At 66.5% G+C, this 17,380-nt stretch carries 21 protein-coding genes; 18 read left to right on the plus strand and 3 right to left on the minus strand.

Features of this window, described 5'->3' with window-relative positions; translation table 11 throughout:
* Nucleotides 1–229: 229 nt before the first annotated feature.
* The 3 genes from C7T96_RS03105 to C7T96_RS03115 all read left to right on the plus strand — a co-directional run bounded on the left by C7T96_RS03105 (nucleotide 230) and on the right by C7T96_RS03115 (nucleotide 3,056).
* Nucleotides 230–1,849 (plus strand): fumarate hydratase, encoded by a 1,620-nt coding sequence (locus C7T96_RS03105; protein ID WP_199190395.1) that lies wholly within the window; start codon nucleotides 230–232, stop codon nucleotides 1,847–1,849.
* Between the two features lie 165 nt (nucleotides 1,850–2,014).
* Nucleotides 2,015–2,635, plus strand: coding sequence for a L,D-transpeptidase (locus tag C7T96_RS03110; RefSeq protein ID WP_245414043.1), 621 nt, complete (start codon nucleotides 2,015–2,017; stop codon nucleotides 2,633–2,635).
* A gap of 25 nt (nucleotides 2,636–2,660) precedes the next feature.
* Nucleotides 2,661–3,056, plus strand: coding sequence for a rhodanese-like domain-containing protein (locus C7T96_RS03115; protein WP_106569674.1), 396 nt, complete (start codon nucleotides 2,661–2,663; stop codon nucleotides 3,054–3,056).
* Nucleotides 3,057–3,078: 22 nt separating this feature from the next.
* Here C7T96_RS03115 and C7T96_RS03120 read toward each other — a convergent pair whose 3' ends face one another.
* Nucleotides 3,079–3,990: an alpha/beta fold hydrolase gene (locus C7T96_RS03120; protein ID WP_106569675.1), complete on the minus strand. Its 912-nt coding sequence runs from the start codon at nucleotides 3,988–3,990 to the stop codon at nucleotides 3,079–3,081.
* Nucleotides 3,991–4,038: 48 nt separating this feature from the next.
* Here C7T96_RS03120 and C7T96_RS03125 point away from each other — a divergent pair, with 48 nt between their 5' ends.
* Nucleotides 4,039–4,491 carry a MarR family transcriptional regulator gene (locus C7T96_RS03125; protein WP_106569676.1) on the plus strand — a complete coding sequence of 151 codons (453 nt, stop codon included), beginning with the start codon at nucleotides 4,039–4,041 and terminating at the stop codon, nucleotides 4,489–4,491.
* A 39-nt stretch (nucleotides 4,492–4,530) separates the two neighbouring features.
* On the opposite strand, the gene C7T96_RS03130 is transcribed toward C7T96_RS03125, so the two are convergent.
* On the minus strand, nucleotides 4,531–5,367 hold the full coding sequence (locus tag C7T96_RS03130; RefSeq protein ID WP_106569677.1) for a helix-turn-helix transcriptional regulator: 837 nt from the start codon (nucleotides 5,365–5,367) through the stop codon (nucleotides 4,531–4,533).
* Nucleotides 5,368–5,503: 136 nt separating this feature from the next.
* Between C7T96_RS03130 and C7T96_RS03135 the strand changes: the two genes are divergently transcribed.
* From C7T96_RS03135 to C7T96_RS03145, 3 genes are all read left to right on the plus strand, one after another.
* A complete protein-coding gene (locus C7T96_RS03135) occupies nucleotides 5,504–6,709 on the plus strand; it encodes an MFS transporter (protein WP_106569678.1) in 1,206 nt (401 codons plus the stop codon).
* Between the two features lie 189 nt (nucleotides 6,710–6,898).
* Entirely contained in the window at nucleotides 6,899–7,246 is a 348-nt protein-coding gene (locus tag C7T96_RS03140; RefSeq protein WP_127597461.1) for an SH3 domain-containing protein, read from the plus strand.
* Nucleotides 7,247–7,281: 35 nt separating this feature from the next.
* Complete coding sequence (locus tag C7T96_RS03145; RefSeq protein WP_106569680.1) at nucleotides 7,282–7,608, plus strand: hypothetical protein; 327 nt, start codon at nucleotides 7,282–7,284, stop codon at nucleotides 7,606–7,608.
* A gap of 18 nt (nucleotides 7,609–7,626) precedes the next feature.
* Here the strand turns inward: C7T96_RS03145 and C7T96_RS03150 are convergent, their stop codons facing one another.
* Nucleotides 7,627–7,971, minus strand: a complete 345-nt coding sequence (locus C7T96_RS03150) for a DUF971 domain-containing protein (protein WP_106569681.1) — start codon at nucleotides 7,969–7,971, stop codon at nucleotides 7,627–7,629.
* Between the two features lie 178 nt (nucleotides 7,972–8,149).
* Between C7T96_RS03150 and moaA the strand changes: the two genes are divergently transcribed.
* The 11 genes from moaA (at nucleotide 8,150) to C7T96_RS03205 (ending at nucleotide 17,377) form a co-directional block, all read left to right on the plus strand.
* Entirely contained in the window at nucleotides 8,150–9,160 is a 1,011-nt protein-coding gene (gene moaA, locus C7T96_RS03155) for a GTP 3',8-cyclase MoaA (protein ID WP_106569682.1), read from the plus strand.
* A 25-nt stretch (nucleotides 9,161–9,185) separates the two neighbouring features.
* A complete protein-coding gene (locus C7T96_RS03160) occupies nucleotides 9,186–9,659 on the plus strand; it encodes a hypothetical protein (RefSeq protein ID WP_106569683.1) in 474 nt (157 codons plus the stop codon).
* A 134-nt stretch (nucleotides 9,660–9,793) separates the two neighbouring features.
* Nucleotides 9,794–10,714 carry a DMT family transporter gene (locus tag C7T96_RS03165; protein ID WP_106569984.1) on the plus strand — a complete coding sequence of 307 codons (921 nt, stop codon included), beginning with the start codon at nucleotides 9,794–9,796 and terminating at the stop codon, nucleotides 10,712–10,714.
* A gap of 58 nt (nucleotides 10,715–10,772) precedes the next feature.
* Complete coding sequence (locus C7T96_RS03170) at nucleotides 10,773–11,990, plus strand: multidrug effflux MFS transporter (protein WP_106569684.1); 1,218 nt, start codon at nucleotides 10,773–10,775, stop codon at nucleotides 11,988–11,990.
* A 3-nt stretch (nucleotides 11,991–11,993) separates the two neighbouring features.
* The gene (gene mobA, locus C7T96_RS03175) at nucleotides 11,994–12,617 is read left to right on the plus strand and encodes a molybdenum cofactor guanylyltransferase MobA (RefSeq protein WP_106569685.1); all 624 of its coding nucleotides are present in this window, start codon (nucleotides 11,994–11,996) and stop codon (nucleotides 12,615–12,617) included.
* The gene (gene mobB, locus C7T96_RS03180) at nucleotides 12,614–13,132 is read left to right on the plus strand and encodes a molybdopterin-guanine dinucleotide biosynthesis protein B (RefSeq protein ID WP_106569686.1); all 519 of its coding nucleotides are present in this window, start codon (nucleotides 12,614–12,616) and stop codon (nucleotides 13,130–13,132) included. Before mobA ends, mobB begins: the two co-directional genes overlap by 4 nt.
* 160 nt (nucleotides 13,133–13,292) lie before the next feature.
* Nucleotides 13,293–14,081: a transporter substrate-binding domain-containing protein gene (locus C7T96_RS03185; RefSeq protein WP_106569687.1), complete on the plus strand. Its 789-nt coding sequence runs from the start codon at nucleotides 13,293–13,295 to the stop codon at nucleotides 14,079–14,081.
* 103 nt (nucleotides 14,082–14,184) lie between these two features.
* The gene (locus C7T96_RS03190; RefSeq protein ID WP_106569688.1) at nucleotides 14,185–14,898 is read left to right on the plus strand and encodes an ABC transporter permease; all 714 of its coding nucleotides are present in this window, start codon (nucleotides 14,185–14,187) and stop codon (nucleotides 14,896–14,898) included.
* A complete protein-coding gene (locus tag C7T96_RS03195) occupies nucleotides 14,895–15,725 on the plus strand; it encodes an ABC transporter permease (RefSeq protein ID WP_106569689.1) in 831 nt (276 codons plus the stop codon). The genes C7T96_RS03190 and C7T96_RS03195 overlap by 4 nt, the downstream gene beginning before the upstream one ends.
* A 54-nt stretch (nucleotides 15,726–15,779) precedes the next feature.
* Nucleotides 15,780–16,649, plus strand: coding sequence for an NAD(P)-dependent oxidoreductase (locus C7T96_RS03200; protein WP_106569690.1), 870 nt, complete (start codon nucleotides 15,780–15,782; stop codon nucleotides 16,647–16,649).
* 2 nt (nucleotides 16,650–16,651) lie between these two features.
* Nucleotides 16,652–17,377: a DNA alkylation repair protein gene (locus tag C7T96_RS03205; RefSeq protein ID WP_245414044.1), complete on the plus strand. Its 726-nt coding sequence runs from the start codon at nucleotides 16,652–16,654 to the stop codon at nucleotides 17,375–17,377.
* Nucleotides 17,378–17,380 lie beyond the last annotated feature (3 nt).

A 17,380-nucleotide genomic window follows, 5' to 3' on the forward strand; every position in this document is an offset into this window, starting at 1 on the left:
GTCCCCGACCGGCCGATTGTCGGCGAGTCGAACCCTAGCGGCGCAGTATGGCAACAGCAAATGGCCTTGCCTTGGCCCGCCGGCGATAAAATTTCTGTTATATTTTTCGCACAGGCGCGGTCGCCGAAGCGCGGCCTGCCGGAGCGGCAACGCTTCGCATGGACATTTTATCCCGCAGCGACAATAAACCGGCCGACACCCTTTCCCAGCCGAAGCGAGGAACATGCGTATGAGCGATCCGGTGCTTGCCGACCTTTTCCCCCTTTCCGCCGACCAGACGCCCTATCGCAAGCTGACCGAGGCGCATGTCGGCCTCGACAGGTTTCGCGGCCAGGAGATTCTGACCGTCGAGACGGAGGGGCTGCGGCTTCTGGCGGAAACGGCCTTCGCCGACATCAACCATCTGCTGCGGCCCGGCCACCTCAAACAGCTCGCCGCGATCCTGGAAGACGCCGAGGCGACCGACAACGACCGCTTCGTGGCCTACGATCTGTTGAAAAACGCCAATATCGCGGCCGGCGGCGTGCTGCCGATGTGCCAGGATACCGGCACCGCGATCATCATGGGCAAGAAGGGGCGCCGGGTATGGACCGAAGGCGGCGACGCCGAGGCGCTGGGACGCGGCGTGCTCGACGCCTACGAGAAGAAGAACCTGCGCTATTCGCAGCTCGCGCCGGTGTCGATGTTTCAGGAAAAAAACACCAAAAACAACCTGCCGGCCCAGATCGAGCTCTACCAGGAAGGCGAAGACGCCTACAAATTCCTGTTTGTGGCCAAGGGCGGCGGCTCGGCCAACAAGACGTTTCTCTACCAGGGGACGCCGTCTTTGCTCACGCATGACCGGCTGATCGACTTTCTGAAGGAAAAAATCCTCACTCTCGGCACGGCCGCCTGCCCGCCCTATCATCTGGCGGTGGTGATCGGCGGCACGTCGGCGGAGATGAACCTGAAAACCGTCAAGCTCGCCTCGACGCGCTATCTCGACGGCCTGCCGACGGCAGGCAACGACACCGGCCACGCCTTCCGCGACCTGGAGATGGAGGCCGAAATCCACAAGCTCACCCAGCAGATGGGGGTCGGCGCCCAGTTCGGCGGCAAGTATTTCTGTCACGACGTGCGCGTCATCCGCCTGCCGCGCCACGGCGCCTCGCTGCCGATCGGCCTCGGCGTGTCGTGCTCGGCCGATCGCCAGGCGCTGGGCAAGGTGACGCGCGACGGCATTTTCCTGGAGGAGCTGGAAACCAACCCGGCGCGCTACATGCCCGACATCGACGAGGACAGGCTGACGGCGCATGTGGTGCGCATCGACCTCAACCGGCCGATGGACGAGATCCTGAAAGACCTGTCGCAACACCCTGTCAAGACACGACTTTCGCTGACCGGGCCGATAATCGTGGCGCGCGACCTCGCCCACGCGAAAATCCGCGAGCGGCTGGAAAAGGGCGAGCCGATGCCCGACTATCTGAAAAACCATCCGGTCTATTATGCCGGCCCGGCCAAGACGCCGAAGGGCTACGCGTCGGGCTCGTTCGGGCCCACGACGGCCGGGCGCATGGACAGTTTCGTCGACCAGTTCCAGTCCTTCGGCGGGTCGATGGTGATGCTGGCCAAGGGCAACCGCTCGCGCCAGGTGCGCGAGGCATGCGCGGCCCATGGCGGGTTTTATCTCGGCTCGATCGGCGGGCCAGCCGCGCGCCTGGCCCAGGACTGCATCAAGAAGGTCGAGGTGCTCGAATATCCCGAACTCGGCATGGAGGCGGTGTGGCGCATCGAGGTCGAGGACTTCCCCGCCTTCATCGTCATCGACGACAAGGGCAACGACTTCTTCAAGGAACTCAATCTCGGCTGAAGGCCGGCATCGCAACGATTTGCTTACCGGCCGCGGCGATAGTGGCGCCGGGGCGTTCGGACTGTGCGCTTGCGCTGCTGCTTGACCTTTCGGGCCGCCATCCCATGATGCGGCACACGGGCGAAGCGGGTGCGTGGCGTACCGACTTTCATTGGGATGGGTGACATGGGTAAAATCGGGCTTGGGATCAAGGCGGCGCTGGCCGCGGCTTTCATGATGGCGGCGCCGGGCTCGCCGCTGGTCGGCACGGCTGCGGCCGAAAGCCTGTTCGCGCGCATCATCCGCGGCGGACAGCCGCGCGTCGAGCACGGCACCAGGAATTCCGACAAATCGCCGATCCCGCGCGAGACGGTGCGCTATGACGGACCGCACGGCAAAGGCACGATCATCGTCAATACGTCCGAGCGGCGGCTCTATTATACGCTCGGCAATGGCCGGGCGCTGAAATACGCCGTCGGCGTCGGCCGCCAGGGTTTTACCTGGGCGGGCACCAACCGCGTCTCGCGCAAGGCCGAATGGCCGGGCTGGACGCCGCCGCCGCAAATGATCCGGCGCGAGGCGCGTAAGGGCCGCAAGCTGCCGGCCCATATGCCCGGCGGCCCCAACAACCCGCTCGGCGCGCGCGCGCTCTATATCGGCTCGACGCTCTACCGCATCCACGGCACCAACCAGCCCTGGACGGTCGGCCAGGCGATGTCGTCGGGCTGCATCCGCATGGCCAATGACGACGTCAAGCATCTTTACGAGCAGGTCGGGGTCGGCACCAAGGTGGTGGTGGTGCGCTGAGCGGCGCCGTTTACGGGAGGCAGTGATGAAAAAGGGCTACAAGGCGCTTCTGGACGAGGCCAATGCGGTGGTCGAGGCGCTGGCGCCGGCCGAGGCGGCGCCGCTACTGGCCCGCGACGACGTCGCCTTCATCGACATACGCGACCCGCGCGAACTGGAACGCGCGGGCCGCATTTCGGGTGCGCATCACTGCCCGCGCGGCATGTTGGAATTCTGGATCGACCCCGAAAGCCCGTATCACAAGGCGCTGTTTTCCTCCGGCAAGCATTTCGTGTTCTTCTGCGCCGGCGGCTGGCGCTCGGCGCTGGCGGCCAAGACCGCCCAGGACATGGGGCTGGACAGGGTCAGCCATGTCACGGGCGGTTTCAGCGCGTGGAAAGAAGCCGGCCTGCCGCACGAGCCCGGCACGCCGAAGGGCTAACGCGCCCGAGCCGGTCGCAATATCAGTTGACCAGCGCCGGTTCGCGGATGCCGGCGACGAAGCCGGTCAGTTCGGCCAGCACGCCGGGGCCGGCCAGGATGCGGCGGTGGCCGAGGCCGGGCGCCCAAACCAGGCGCACATGCTTGCCCGCCCGGCCATAGGCCTTGGCGTTTTCGGCCGGCACCTCCTTGTCGCAGGGCGCGTGCAGGACAAGGGTCGGGCATGGGTGGCGGGCGAGCTGGTCGGCGCCGACATAGTCTTCCAGCGGACGGCCGGTCAGCCTCTCGACATGCGCGAACAACGCGGTCTGGGTGCGAGGGCCGAGATCGAGCATACGACCGAACTCGGCGAAGAAGGACGGCATGGAATTGGGCGCCGCGATCAGGACCAACCGCTCGGCCGCCAGTCTTTCGACATTCCTGACCGAGCCGACAAGCGCGTTGACGGCGACGGCGCCGCCGAAGGAATGGCCGATGACGGCGTCGAAGGGACCGAACCACGCCCCGGCGAGCGCCGCCGCCGCGACAGCGTTGGCCATGTCGAGCCGGCGGCCGCTCGACTTGCCGTGACCCGGCAGATCGAGGGCAATCACCCGCGCGCCGTCGCGGCGCAGGGCGTCGACGATCGCCGCCATGTGATCGCTGCGCGATCGCCAGCCATGGATGACAAGCACGGTGCGGCGGCGCTCGACGCCGGGCGGCGGACGAAAATCATGCGCGGCGACCCAGCCCGATGGGGTCGTCAGCCGGTGCAGGCGCGCCTCGGCCATGAACGGCGCCGCCCGGTCGAGCGCCCGCCGCTCCCCGGGCGAAACCCGGTTCGGATGCGGGGTACGGCAGAAAAGCGCGAAGGCGGCGCGGCCGGCGATCCAGGGCGCGATATGGTCGGCGATGCGAAAGGCGGTACGGATGACAGTCAACGGAAATGATGCCATGGTGGGCCACCGTGAATTAGTTCAACCATGAACATTATTAGTTCAAGAATGAACAAAAAACAAGACCTGCCGTGGGACAACCCGCGCTTTCGCAACTGGATCGCCGTGGTGCGCGCCGAAAAGGCGGTGGTGCGCGCGCTGTCGAAGGCGCTGGCGCCGCTCGATCTGAAACTCGCGCAGCTCGACATGCTGATGAATCTCTACCGCCATCCGGGCCAGTCGCAGCACGATCTGGCGCGCCGGCTGCTGGTGGGACGCTCCAACATCACCATGTTGCTGCCGCAGCTCGAATCGCAGGGCCTGGTGCGACGCGAAAGCGATTCCTCCGACAAGCGGGTCATGCGGCTCTATTTGACACCGGCGGGCGAGGAGCGACTTTTAAAGGCGCTCGCGATCTATACCGAGCTGATCGACACCGTTATGGCGCAATCCTCGCCGGCCGAGTGCGACGCCCTGGGCGAGCAGATGCGCCGCATCGTGGAAACGCTGGCCGAGGCGTGAGGCGGGACGCGCCGGGTGCCCGTGGCCGCGGACCGGCCGTCACGAGACCGCCGGCGCGTTGACCGACAAATAGGCGCGCGGCGAGGTGCCCAGCATGCGCTTGAACATGGTGGTGAAGGCGGCGACACTGTCATAACCCAGATCGAGCGCGACGGTGGTGACCGGCTCGCCGTCGAACAGACGCGGCAGGGCGGCGAACAGGCTCGCCTGCTGGCGCCAGACGGACAGGCTGAGCCCTGTCTCGCGCTGAAAGCGCCGGGTGAAGCTGCGCCGGCTCATGCCGGTCTCGCGCGCCCAGTCGTCGATGGTCACGGCCGGGGTCGGCGCGTCGAGATAACGCCGGCACAGCGCCGCAAAACGCCGGTCGCTGGGAAACGGCAGACCGAGCGGCAATTCCGCAAGCCGCGGGATCTCGTGCAGGATCAGGTCGAGCAAGAGCGCGTCGCGGCCGCGCGCGCCTTGCGCATCGCCGATCGCGACCGCTTCGCCCATCAGGCTGCGCATCAGGGCCGTCATGGCGACGACGCGCAGCGACGCCGGCAGGCCGGCGATCGCGGCCGGCCGGACATAGGCCGACTGCATGCGCACGCCGCCAAGCATGTCGACGGCATGGGTGATGCCGGCGGGAATCCATAAAGCCTGGCCGGCCGGCACCATCCAGCGGCCGGCATCGGTGACGGCGAGCACGACGCCGGCGCGCACGTGAAGCAGTTGCGAGCGGCCGTGCCGATGCGCCGCCACATGGTGCCCATCGGGATAGGCGCTCGCCAACGCCACGACCGCGCTGTCGGCGCGCTCGATCAGAGCCCGCCGGTCATCGTCGTAGCGTTGCAGACTATGCGCTCCAGAAGTCGCAGAGGGCGCGGCGTCGCGCATGGTTCGTCCTTCCCGTCGCGGCCCATTGCTGGCCCACTCGCAAAACAAATAGACCAAACCAGCAAAGAAGGTCACACCCAGCCGCACTATAACCGTTCGGCCACGGTGCCGTGCCGATAGCCGGAAGGAGTTCGTCTTGGCCGATACCATCGCCACCCCCGCCCGGCTCGCGCCCGAGCGCACCGTCTACGCGGTGATTCTGGCCGTCAGCTTCTGCCATCTGCTCAACGATGTCATGCAGTCGCTCCTGGCCGCGCTCTATCCGATGCTGAAAGACGATTACGGCCTCGATTTCTGGCAGATCGGCCTGCTGACGCTCGCCTTCCAGGTCACGGCGTCGCTGCTGCAGCCGCTTGTGGGGATCGCCGCCGACAAGCGGCCGATGCCCTATTCGCTGTCGGCCGGCATGGGCTCGACGATGATCGGGCTGCTGCTTCTGGCAACCGCCGGCAGCTATGGCCTGCTTTTGCTGGGCGCGGCCTTCGTCGGGCTCGGATCGGCGATCTTTCACCCCGAATCCTCGCGCGTGGCGCGGCTTGCCTCGGGCGGGCGCTATGGGCTCGCCCAGGCCCTGTTCCAGGTCGGCGGCAATTTCGGCACCGCGATCGGCCCGCTTCTGGCCGCCTTCATCGTGGTGCCGCGCGGCCAGGGCTCGGTCGCCTGGTTCTCGGTGGCCGCGATGATCGGCATGGTGATCCTATGGCGCGTCGGCGGCTGGTATTCGGCCTATCAAAAACGGGCCGCGTCGCGACCGGCCGCACCGACGACGCTCGACCTGTCGCGCCGGCGGGTGGTGCTGACGCTGGCCGTGCTGATCGTGCTGGTGTTTTCCAAACATGTCTATCTCGCCTCGATCAGCAGCTATTACACGTTCTTCGTCATCGAGCGCTTCGGCGTGTCGGTGCAGGAATCGCAGGTCCTGCTGTTCATCTTCCTGGGCGCGGCGGCGGCCGGGACGATCCTCGGCGGGCCGATCGGCGACCGGTTCGGCTCCAAGACGGTGATCTGGTTCTCGATCCTGGGCGTTCTGCCCTTCACGCTCGCCCTGCCCTATGCCAGCTATGCCTGGACGCCGGTGCTGACGATCCTGATCGGCCTGATCCTGTCGTCGGCCTTCCCGCAGATCGTGGTGTTCGCGCAGGAATTGCTGCCGGGCCGGGTCGGCATGGTCGCGGGGCTGTTTTTCGGCTTCGCCTTCGGTCTCGGTGGGCTGGGCGCGGCGGTGCTGGGCGTCGTCGCCGACGCCAAGGGGATCGGCTATGTCTACACGGTGTGCTCGTTCCTGCCCCTGCTCGGGCTGTTGGCGATCTTCCTGCCCAACCTGAAAGGAGCGCGCGCCTAAGGCGAAGCCGGTCCAAACGGCACCTATCGGCGAAAACGCGCGCGGCACGACGCTGGACGACGACGCGCCGCCAGGACGCCTCCGTCGACGGGCACTTGTGCCCGCGCGTTGCGCTCAGGCTGGCGGACCGCGGCGATGGCGGCTATGATCCGGGCTGCGCCCGCGATCCGCCACGGAGGTTCCAGCACGATGACATCGTTGCGTCACACAATCGGACTTGCCGGCGCACTTGCCGGGCTTTTCGTTCTGGCGGCCGGCGCTCCCGGCGCCTTGGCCACCTCGGGACCGGGCTGCTACCAGGTGGTCAATGTCGAGAGCTGGGACGTGCTCAACCTGCGCAGCCGGGCCTCGGCCAAGTCCGCGATCGTGGATATGCTGCGGCCCGGCAATCACGGTATCATCGCCGGCGAAGGCGCGTGCACGCCGACAAGTCGGCCGCTGCCAAGCCGCTGGTGCCGCGTCACCCATTACGACGGCGACCGCACCGTGACCGGCTGGGCCAAGCGGCGTTATCTCGCCCCCAGCGACTGCCCCTGAGCGAGGCAAAGCGCAGAAGGCAGACGGAGCGCTTCGTGAGGACGACACAATGGCTGACACGCCTGGCCGCGGCAGCGTGGCTGTTTCTGGCGCTGCTGACGGCCGCAAGCGGCCTTGCGATGCGCATGGCACAAGCGATCAATCTGGTCGTGGCGGCGCTATTTCTGGGGATCGCCGTCCTGCTTTGGCTGCGCATGCGCGCGGTCGAGCGGGTGGGCGCGGCGCTCGGCCCGGCGGACGCTATGCGCGCGCTGTTGTTGACCGAGACGACCTCCTCGGCGGTGATGCTTTTTGCCGGGGCGTCGTTTCTGTATGCCGCCGCGCACAGGGTTCTGGTCGAAGGCTTCGCCGTGTTCGGCTAACCCGGCCCGGTTGCTCGATCAGCGCGCCAGGCCTTTTTGCCGGAGCTCGTCGAGATAGGCCTGCCAGCGGGTCTCCTTCTCGCGGCCGAGCGTGTCGAGATAGGCCCAGGTGAAGATGCCGGTGTCGTGGCCGTCGTCGAAGACGATGCGCACAGCGTAATTGCCGACCGGCTCGAGCCGGCTGATGGCGACGTCCTTCTTGCCGCCGACGGTGACACGCTGCTCGGGCGAATGGCCCTGCACCTCGGCCGAAGGCGACAGGACCCTGAGCATCTCGGCGCCGAGCGCGTGGCTCTCGTCGGCGAAGGTCACGGTCAGGACGCGCCGGTCCCTGGATACGCGCAGTTCTTTCGGGGCCGCCATGATCAATTCTCCGCTGCCGCCGGTGTGTCCGTTCCGCGGTCATCGATGTCGCTATCCCACCATCGCGGCGCGGCATCAAGTCGATATATTGCACCAGATACAGCGAAAATGTTACCAAGGCCGCAGGGCCGCGCCAGGCAAGAGCGGGCCGGACCATTTGCGAGGCAGGACCGACAGCATGACCGCCAGCACCGCCCCCATGATCGACCCGTTCGGACGCAGGATCGACTATCTGCGCGTCTCGGTCACCGACCGCTGCGATTTCCGCTGCACCTATTGCATGGCCGAGGACATGACCTTCCTGCCGAAGAAGGATCTGTTGACGCTGGAGGAACTCGACCGGCTGTGCACGGCGTTCGTCGAAAAGGGCGTGCGCAAGCTCCGCCTGACCGGCGGCGAACCGCTGGTGCGCAAGAACATCATGCATCTGGTGCGCGAACTGTCGCGTCATCTCAAGAGCGGCGCGCTCGAGGAGCTGACGCTGACCACCAACGGCTCGCAGCTCGCCCGTTTCGCCGACGAACTGGCCGATTGCGGGGTCAGGCGGCTCAACGTCTCGCTCGACACGCTCGATCCCGACAAGTTCCGCGCCATCACCCGCTGGGGCCATTTCGGCAAGGTGATGGACGGGCTGGAGGCGGCCGAGCGGGCCGGGCTCAAGGTCAAGATCAACGCCGTGGCGCTGAAAGACTTCAACGACGGCGAGATCCCCGACATGATGCGCTGGGCGCATGGGCGCGGCATGGACATGACGGTGATCGAGACCATGCCGATGGGCGAGATCGACGCCGACCGCACCGACCAGTATCTGCCGCTGTCGCTGTTGCGCGCCAGGCTGGAAAACGAATTCACCCTGACCGACATTCCGTTCAAGACCGGCGGGCCGGCGCGTTATGTCGAGGTTGCCGAGACCGGCGGACGGCTCGGCTTCATCACGCCGATGACGCATAATTTCTGCGAAAGCTGCAACCGGGTGCGGCTGACCTGCACCGGCACGCTGTATATGTGCCTGGGCCAGGAGGACGCCGCCGACCTGCGCCAGCCGCTGCGCGCCTCGGAGGGCAACGAACTCCTGCATGCCGCGATCGACGCGGCCATCGGGCGCAAGCCCAAGGGTCACGACTTCGTCATCGACCGCCGCACCAACCGCCCCTCGGTCTCGCGCCATATGAGCGTGACGGGGGGATAGCGTGCGCGCGAAGGGAGGTCCGGCCATGACGATGCGCCTTGTTCTGTGTCTCATCGCCGGCCTCGCGTGCCTGCCCGCCCTCGCCGACACGCTGACCTACAAGAATTCCCGCTTCGGCACCTCGATCACCTTTCCCGCCGAACTGTTTCGCCAAGCGATGGAACCGCCGCAGAACGGCGACGGCATGACCTGGCTTTCCGAGGACGGGGCGAGCCTGGCCGTCTACGCCTTCAACAACGCGCTCGAGGCCTCGCCGGAGGCCTTTGCCGACCAGGCGAGCGAGCCCGCCGGGCGCGAGGGCTTCGAGGTGACCTACCGGCGCGTGAAAGACAATTGGGTGGTGCTGTCGGGTTACGTGGAGAACGATATTTTCTACGACCGGTTCGAGTTCGGCGCCGACAACGTCATCCACGCCATGCTGTTGAGGTTTCCGCGCGCGCTCAAGCCGGTCTACGAACCCCATATCGCGGCCATGGGCAAAAGCCTGAAAGGACCGTAACGGCACACCCGGCAACGGCTTTTGGCGCCGCCTGCCCGGAAGCGGGCGCGATCGACGCTTCTGGACCAGTGGTTTGCGGTTGCGTTTGCGCGGGGCTGTGCGTAATCCGGTGAAGAACTGTTCCGGACATGGCCTTGCATCTTTCCCCCAATCTGAGCGGCGCGCTCACCATGGCCATTGCCATGGCCGCCTTCACGGTCAACGACGCCGTGGTGAAACTGGTCAGCACCGAGCTCAACATGGGCCAGATCATGCTGGTGCGCGGCATGGTGGCCACGACGCTGATCGCCCTGCTTGCCTGGCGCGCGGGCGTGGCAAGCAAGCTCTCCGGCGTCCGCAACCCGATGGTCCTGCTGCGCGGGGCGGCCGAAATCGGCGCGACGGTCTCCTTCCTGCTCGCACTTCAGCGCCTGCCGCTGGCCAATGTCACGGCGGTTTTGCAGGTGCTGCCGCTCGCGGTGACGATGGGCGCGGCCCTGGTGTTTGCCGAACCGGTCGGCTGGCGCCGCTGGACGGCGATCCTGGCCGGTTTCGCCGGCGTCGTGATCATCATCCGACCCGGCTTCGAGGGGTTTAGCGCGTTTTCGCTGCTCGCGCTCCTGTCGGTGATGTTTTGCACCGTGCGCGACCTCGCAACCCGGCGCATCGACGCCGGCGTGCCGACACTTCTGGTCTCGACGTTGAGCGCGCTCGGCGTGACCATCGTCGGCGGCCTGCTGGTCGTTCCGCTGGGCGGCTGGACGCCGCTCGACGGCGGCCAGTTCGGCACGCTCGCCGTGGCCGCCATCATGGTGCTGGTCGGTTATCAGTGCGTCATCATCTCGATGCGCACCGGCGAGATCTCGTTCGTGGCGCCCTATCGCTACACCGGGCTTTTATGGGCCCTGGTGCTCGGCTACGCGGTGTTCGGCGACGTGCCCGACGCGGCCATGATCACCGGCGCGGTGATCGTCGTGGGCTCGGGCCTGTTCACGCTCTATCGCGAGCAGGTGCGCGGCCCGCGCAAGCCGGCCGCCGAAAGCACGGGGCCGACCATGAGCCCGGACGGTCTTTGAGCATGGCGATGCGCGATCCAGGCGTCCCCGCCCCGGCCGCGATTAGGCGGAGGCCGGCATGAGCGACCGGCGCCAGCTGACGGGGGTTCGCTCGCCGCATATCCTCACCCTCGTCATCGCGACGGCGACCGGGCCGCTGGCGATGAATATTTTCCTACCGTCCCTGCCCGGTATCGCGCGGCACTTTTCGGCCGACTATGCGGTGGTGCAGCTCCTGGTGTCGCTCTATCTCGGCGCGACCGCCGTGCTGCAGCTTTTCATCGGCCCGGCCTCGGACCGGTTCGGGCGACGGCCGGTGATGCTGACCTGCTTCGCGATCTTCCTGATCGGCACCGTCGCGGCGCTGTTTGCCCCGACGATCGAAATCCTGCTCGCCTGCCGGGTGCTGCAGGCGTTTTCGGCGGCCGGCATGGTGCTGTCGCGCGCCATCGTGCGCGACACGGTGCGCACGGAGGAAACGGTCAGCAAGATCGCCTATATCGTCATGGGCATGTCTCTGGTGCCGATGATCGCGCCGGCGATCGGCGGCCTGCTCGACGAATGGTATGGCTGGCAATCCACCTTCGTGCTGACGCTGGGTTTCGGCCTGGTGTCGATCTGCGTGGTCTATCTCGACCTCAACGAGACCAACAAGGCGCTGTCGCCCAGTTTCTCGGCGCAGTTCCGCGCCTATCCCGAACTGTTGCGCTCGCGCCGCTTCTGGGCCTATGCGCTGACGGCCGCCTTCACCACCGGTTCGTTCTTCGCCTTTCTCGGCGGCGGTCCCTATGTCGCCACGGAAATCCTGAAACTCAGCCCGTCGGAATACGGGCTCTATTTCATGCTGATCTCGGTCGGCTACATGAGCGGCAACTTCCTGTCGGGCCGTTTCGGCGCCCGGGTCGGGATCGGGCCGATGATGCTTGCCGGCAATGTCGTGACCCTGATCGGCATGGTGGTGTCGCTGGTCCTGTTCGGCCTCGGTTACGTACACCCGCTATCGCTGTTCGGACCGGCGACCATGGTCGGGCTCGGCAACGGCATCACCCTGCCGAGTGCCAATGCCGGCATCGTCAGCGTGCGCCCGCGCCTGGCGGGCTCGGCCTCCGGTCTCGGCGGCTCGATGCAGATCGGCGGCGGCGCCGCGCTGGCGGTGGTCGCCGGCGCGCTGCTGTCGCCCGCAAGCGGCGCCATGCCGCTATTGTGGGTGATGGCGCTGTCGGCCGCCGCGGCGATCGTGGCCACGTTCTACGGCATGTGGGTCGACCGCGTCGCCGGGCCGCTCGGGGGCGCGTGAGCGATGGAGCGCCGCCTCGCCGGGCTGGTGCTCGCCGGTGGCCGCTCCTCGCGCATGGCCGGCTCCGACAAGGCCTTCCTGACACTGGCCGGGAAACCGCTGATCGCGCATGTGCTGGAGCGTCTCGCACCGGCGGTTGAGGCGGTCGCGGTGAGCGCCAATCTCGACCCGCAGCGTTTTTCCGCCTTCGGCCGCCCGGTGATCGGCGACATTGTTGCCGGCCAGCGCGGACCGCTCGCCGGCATCCATGCCGGCCTGGTCTGGGCAGCCAGCGCCGGCTTCGACCGGCTTGTCACGACAGCGACCGACACGCCCTTCTTCCCGCCCGATCTCGTCGCCCGGCTGGCTGCGGCCGGGCACCCGCAGCGGATCGCGCTCGCCGCCTCGCGCGGCCGGACGCATCCGGTGTTCGGCCTGTGGCCGACGGTGCTGGCCGACGAGATGGCGGCGTTCCTGAACGGGCCCGAAAAACCCTCCGTTTCAGGCTTTTGCCGGTCGCGCAGCATCGATATCGTCGAATTCGCCGTGCAAAAGCGCAACGGCGCGGAGATCGACCCGTTTTTCAACATCAACACGCCCGGCGACCTGGCCATCGCCGAGCGGCTGATCGCGGACGAGGCGCAATGACCAGACGGGTTTTCGGGATCACCGGCTGGAAAAATTCGGGCAAGACCGCGCTGACGGCGGCGCTGGTCAGCGAACTCGGCCGGCGCGGCCATGTCGTGTCGACCGTCAAGCACGCCCATCACGTCTTCGACATCGACCGGCACGGCACGGATTCCTTCCGCCATCGCGAGGCCGGGGCGATGGAGGTGGCGATCGTGTCGGGCCGGCGCTGGGCGCTGATGCACGAATTGCGCGACGAGAAAGAGCCCGATCTGGCCGACGTGCTCGCCAAGCTCGCGCCCTGCGACCTCATCCTGGTCGAAGGCTACAAGCACGACGCCCACCCCAAGCTCGAGACCCGGCGCCTGGAGGCGCGCAACCGCGAGCCGCTGACCGCCTCGAGCCCCAATATCGTCGCCATCGCCGCCGACCACCCGGTCTCGGGAGAAACCGTGCCGGTGTTCCGTCTCGACGACATCGCCGCGATCGCCGATTTCGTCGAAAGGTGCACCGGCCTGACCGCGCGCGGCGCTTGAGCCCGAGGGCTTCGACGCAGAACCGCCGCATCGCGCTTTGCGGTTGCATTCCCGGCAAAAACAGTGGGAATATCCGGTTTTCACGGGTGTTCCGGCACCCGCCGGAAACGACAAGCGGCCGCAAGCCGCAAGCAACGACAAACAGACAGAGAGGAACATTATGCGTATCCAACAGCGTCTGGCGATTGCCGCCTCGGCCGCCCTGCTCGCGCTTTCCCTGGGCACCGGCGCCCATGCCCAGGAGATGATGAAACTCAAGATCGGCACGGAAGGCGCCTACCCGCCGTTCAACAATCTCGAGGCCGACGGCTCACTGGTCGGCTTCGACATCGATATCGCCAAGGCGCTGTGCGAGGAAATGAAGGCCGATTGCGAGTTCGTCACCCAGGACTGGGACGGCATCATCCCCGCCCTGCAGGCCGGCAAGTTCGACGCCATCATCGCCTCGATGTCGATCACCGACGAGCGCAAGGAAAAGGTCGATTTCAGCGCCAAGTACTACAACACCCCGCCGGCGATCGCCGTGCCCAAGGACAGCGCGCTGACGGAAGCCACCGACGCGGCGCTGGCCGGCAAGGCGCTCGGCGCGCAATCCTCCACCACCCATTCCAACTACGCCGAGGAAAAACTGCCCTCGGCCGACCTGAAGCTCTACCCGACGCCCGACGAATACAAGCTCGACATCGCCAATGGCCGCATCGACGCGGTGATCGACGACGTCATCGTGTTGTCGGAATGGCTGAAGACCGACGACGGCGCGTGCTGCAAGATCCTCGACACGCTGACGCCCGACCCGGTGATCAACGGCCAGGGCGCCGGCGTGGCCGTGCGCAAGGGCGAGACCGACCTGGCCGACAAGTTCTCGGCAGCCATCCTGGCGATCCGCGAAAACGGAAAATACAAGGAAATCAACGACAAATATTTCGATGTCGACGTTTACGGCGACTGATGCCGCCTAAACGCCACCATGCCGGGCGGCCAGATGGGCGCCCGGCGATCCGGTTCCGCACGGCCGGCGATCGCGCCGGACCCGCGGCAGGCGGGCGGGGCACATGGACAACTACCTGACCTTGCTGAGCTTCGGCGACCAGGGCTGGGGCGACGAGATCGCCATCGGCGTCGTCACCACGATAAGCCTCGCGCTCGCCACCCTGCCGGTCGGACTGTTGATCGGCTTCCTGGTCGCCTTGGCCAAGCAGAGCCGAGAATGGAGCTTTCGCACCGCAGCCGACATCTACACCACCATTTTTCGCGGCCTGCCGGAACTGCTGACGCTGTTTCTGGTCTATTTCGGGCTGCAGATCGGCATCCAGCAACTGTTCCAGACGCTCGGCGTGGAAGCCGGCGTGGAAATCAACGCCTTCCTGGCCGGCGTAATCGCGCTCGCCTTCGTGTTTTCGGCCTATGCCAGCGAGGTGTTCCTGTCGGCATTCAGGGCGATTTCGAACGGCCAGTACGAGGGCGGCTATGCGCTCGGCCTGCATCGCAACCAGGTCATGCGGCTGGTGATCCTGCCGCAACTGATCCGCATCGCGCTGCCGGGCCTGTCCAATCTGTGGATGATCCTGCTCAAGGACACGGCGCTGGTCTCGGCGATCGGGCTGACCGACATTCTGCGCCAGACCGGCATCGCGGCGCGCAACACCAAGGAAGCCTTTTTGTTCTTCGGCCTGGCGGCGCTGCTCTACCTGGTGCTGGCGTTGTTGTCGTCGGTCGTGATCGGCCGGGTCGAGGCGGCGGGCAAGCGCGGGGAGACGGTGCGATGACGGCGCTGCAGGAGCGCCTCGAAGCTTCGGAGCGGCCGCCCGCCCTGCCCCGAACCTGGACGGGCGAGCGGATCGCGGGCAATTTGGTGCTTGCCTTCTGGCTCGTCGCCGGCGTCCTGATGGTGTGGTACCTGGTGGAGGCCTGGGCGCCGGAAAAGGTCGAGCGCTACGGCCCCAAATATATTTCCGGCCTACTGACCACGCTGTCGCTGGTCGGTCTTTCGCTGGTGATCGGTGCGGCGCTGTCGATCCCCGTCGCCATCGGACGGATGTCGAAGAACAAGCTGATCAGCCGCATCGCCTTCGCCTATGTGTACGTGTTTCGCGGCACGCCGCTGATCGCGCAGCTCTTTTTGATCTATTACGGACTGGGCTCGTTCCGCCCGCAACTGGAGGCGGTCGGCCTGTGGGGCTTTTTCCGCGAGGCCTGGAACTGCGCGGTGTTCTCGTTTGCGCTGAACACGGCCGCCTATCAGGCCGAGATTTTGCGCGGCGCGGTCGAGAGCGTGCCGAAGGGGCAATGGGAAGGCGCGGCCGCGCTCGGCCTCAACCGGGTCCAGACGCTCTACAAGATCATCCTGCCGCAGGCGCTGATCGTGGCGCTCAGGCCCTACGGCAACGAGATCATCCTGATGATCAAGGGTTCGGCGATCGTCGCGCTCGCGACTGTCTACGACCTGATGGGCGAAACGCGCCGAGCCTATTCGCGCACCTACGACTTCCAGACCTATATCTGGGCGGCGATCTTCTATCTCGTTATCGTGGAGACATTGCGCAATGTGTGGAGCGTGGTCGAGGCCAGGCTGACCCGGCATTTGCAGCGGTGAACCGGCGCGTTCGGCGGATTTTTTTGACACAAACACGGATAATGGAGGGGCCAGATGGCCAAAGTCGCATTTTTGGGTCTCGGCGTGATGGGATATCCCATGGCCGGTCATTTGAAGAACAAAGGCGGCCACGACGTCACCGTCTACAACCGCACGGCCGAGAAAGCCGCGAAATGGGTCGACGAGCATGGCGGCGCACATGCCGCAACGCCGGCCGAAGCGGCGGCGGGCAAGGATTTCGTCTTCTGTTGCGTCGGCAATGACGACGACCTGCGCGCCGTCACGCTCGGCCAGGACGGTGCCTTTGCCGCGATGAAGGCCGGCGCGGTGTTCATCGACAACACGACGGCCTCGGCCGAAGTGGCGCGCGACCTGGCCGAGGCGGCCGAAAAAGCCGGTTTCGGCTTTTTGGACGCGCCCGTGTCGGGCGGACAGGCCGGGGCCGAAAACGGCGTTCTGACCGTGATGGTCGGCGGCGAGCAGGCGACTTTCGACACGGCGCGGCCGGTGATCAAGGCCTATGCGAAAATGGTCGGCCTGATGGGTCCGGCCGGAGCCGGACAGCTGACCAAGATGATCAACCAGATCTGTATCGCGGGCCTGGTGCAGGGCCTCGCCGAAGGCATCCATTTCGGCAAGAAGGCCGGCCTCGACGTCGAAAAGGTCGTCGACGTGATCTCCAAGGGCGCGGCCGGCTCGTGGCAGATGGAAAACCGCCACAAGACCATGAACCAGGGCAGCTACGATTTCGGCTTCGCGGTCGACTGGATGCGCAAGGACCTGGGCATCTGCCTTACCGAAGCCGAGCGCAACGGCGCCAAGCTGCCGGTCACGGCGCTGGTCGACCAGTTCTACAAGGACGTCCAGGACATGGGCGGGCGGCGCTGGGATACCTCGTCCCTGCTGGCGCGGCTGGAGCGGTAGGCGTGGCGGGCGCCGCGCCGCCCTCGCCAACCTCCGACGCCGCGGCCGTCGTCGCGCATCTGCAAACGCTCGCCTCGGCCGACAACCGCGCCGGCATGGCACGGTTCGGGATCGCGACCGAGACCGCCTTCGGTATTCCGAACGCGGTCCTGCGGCCGCTCGCGCGCACGATCGGGCGCGACCAGGCGCGCGCGCTGGCACTGTGGCAAAGTGGCTGGCGCGAGGCGCGCCTTGTGGCCTGCTTCACCGCCGAACCGAAAAAAGTCACGGCCGGGCAGGCGCGCGACTGGGCGAAGGATTTCACCTCCTGGGAGGTGGTCGACCACGCCGCCGCCCTGTTCGTCGAGGCCGGACTTGCCGGCGAACTGGTACCGGAGTTCGCCGAGGACGGGCGCGAATTCGTACGGCGCGCCGGTTTTGCCATGATCGCCTGGGCGGCGGTCCACCTGAAAAAGGAGCCCGACACGGGTTTTCTGGCCTGGCTGGAGCTGGTCGAGCGCCATGCGCACGACGAGCGCAATTTCGTGAAAAAGGCGGTGAGCTGGGCGCTGCGCCAGACCGGCAAGCGTTCGCTTTTGCTGCACGAGGCGGCGTTTGCCGTCGCGCAGCGCCTTGCCGCGGCGGACGATCGCGCCAGGCGCTGGGTCGGCAAGGACGCCTTGCGCGAACTGAGCGCACAAAAGACGCTGGACCGGTTGCGGCAGAAAACGCGGCAACCGGCGCGATAATGG

Source organism: Nitratireductor sp. StC3, from assembly GCF_003015025.1.
Lineage (GTDB): Bacteria > Pseudomonadota > Alphaproteobacteria > Rhizobiales > Rhizobiaceae > Mangrovimarina > Mangrovimarina alexandrii.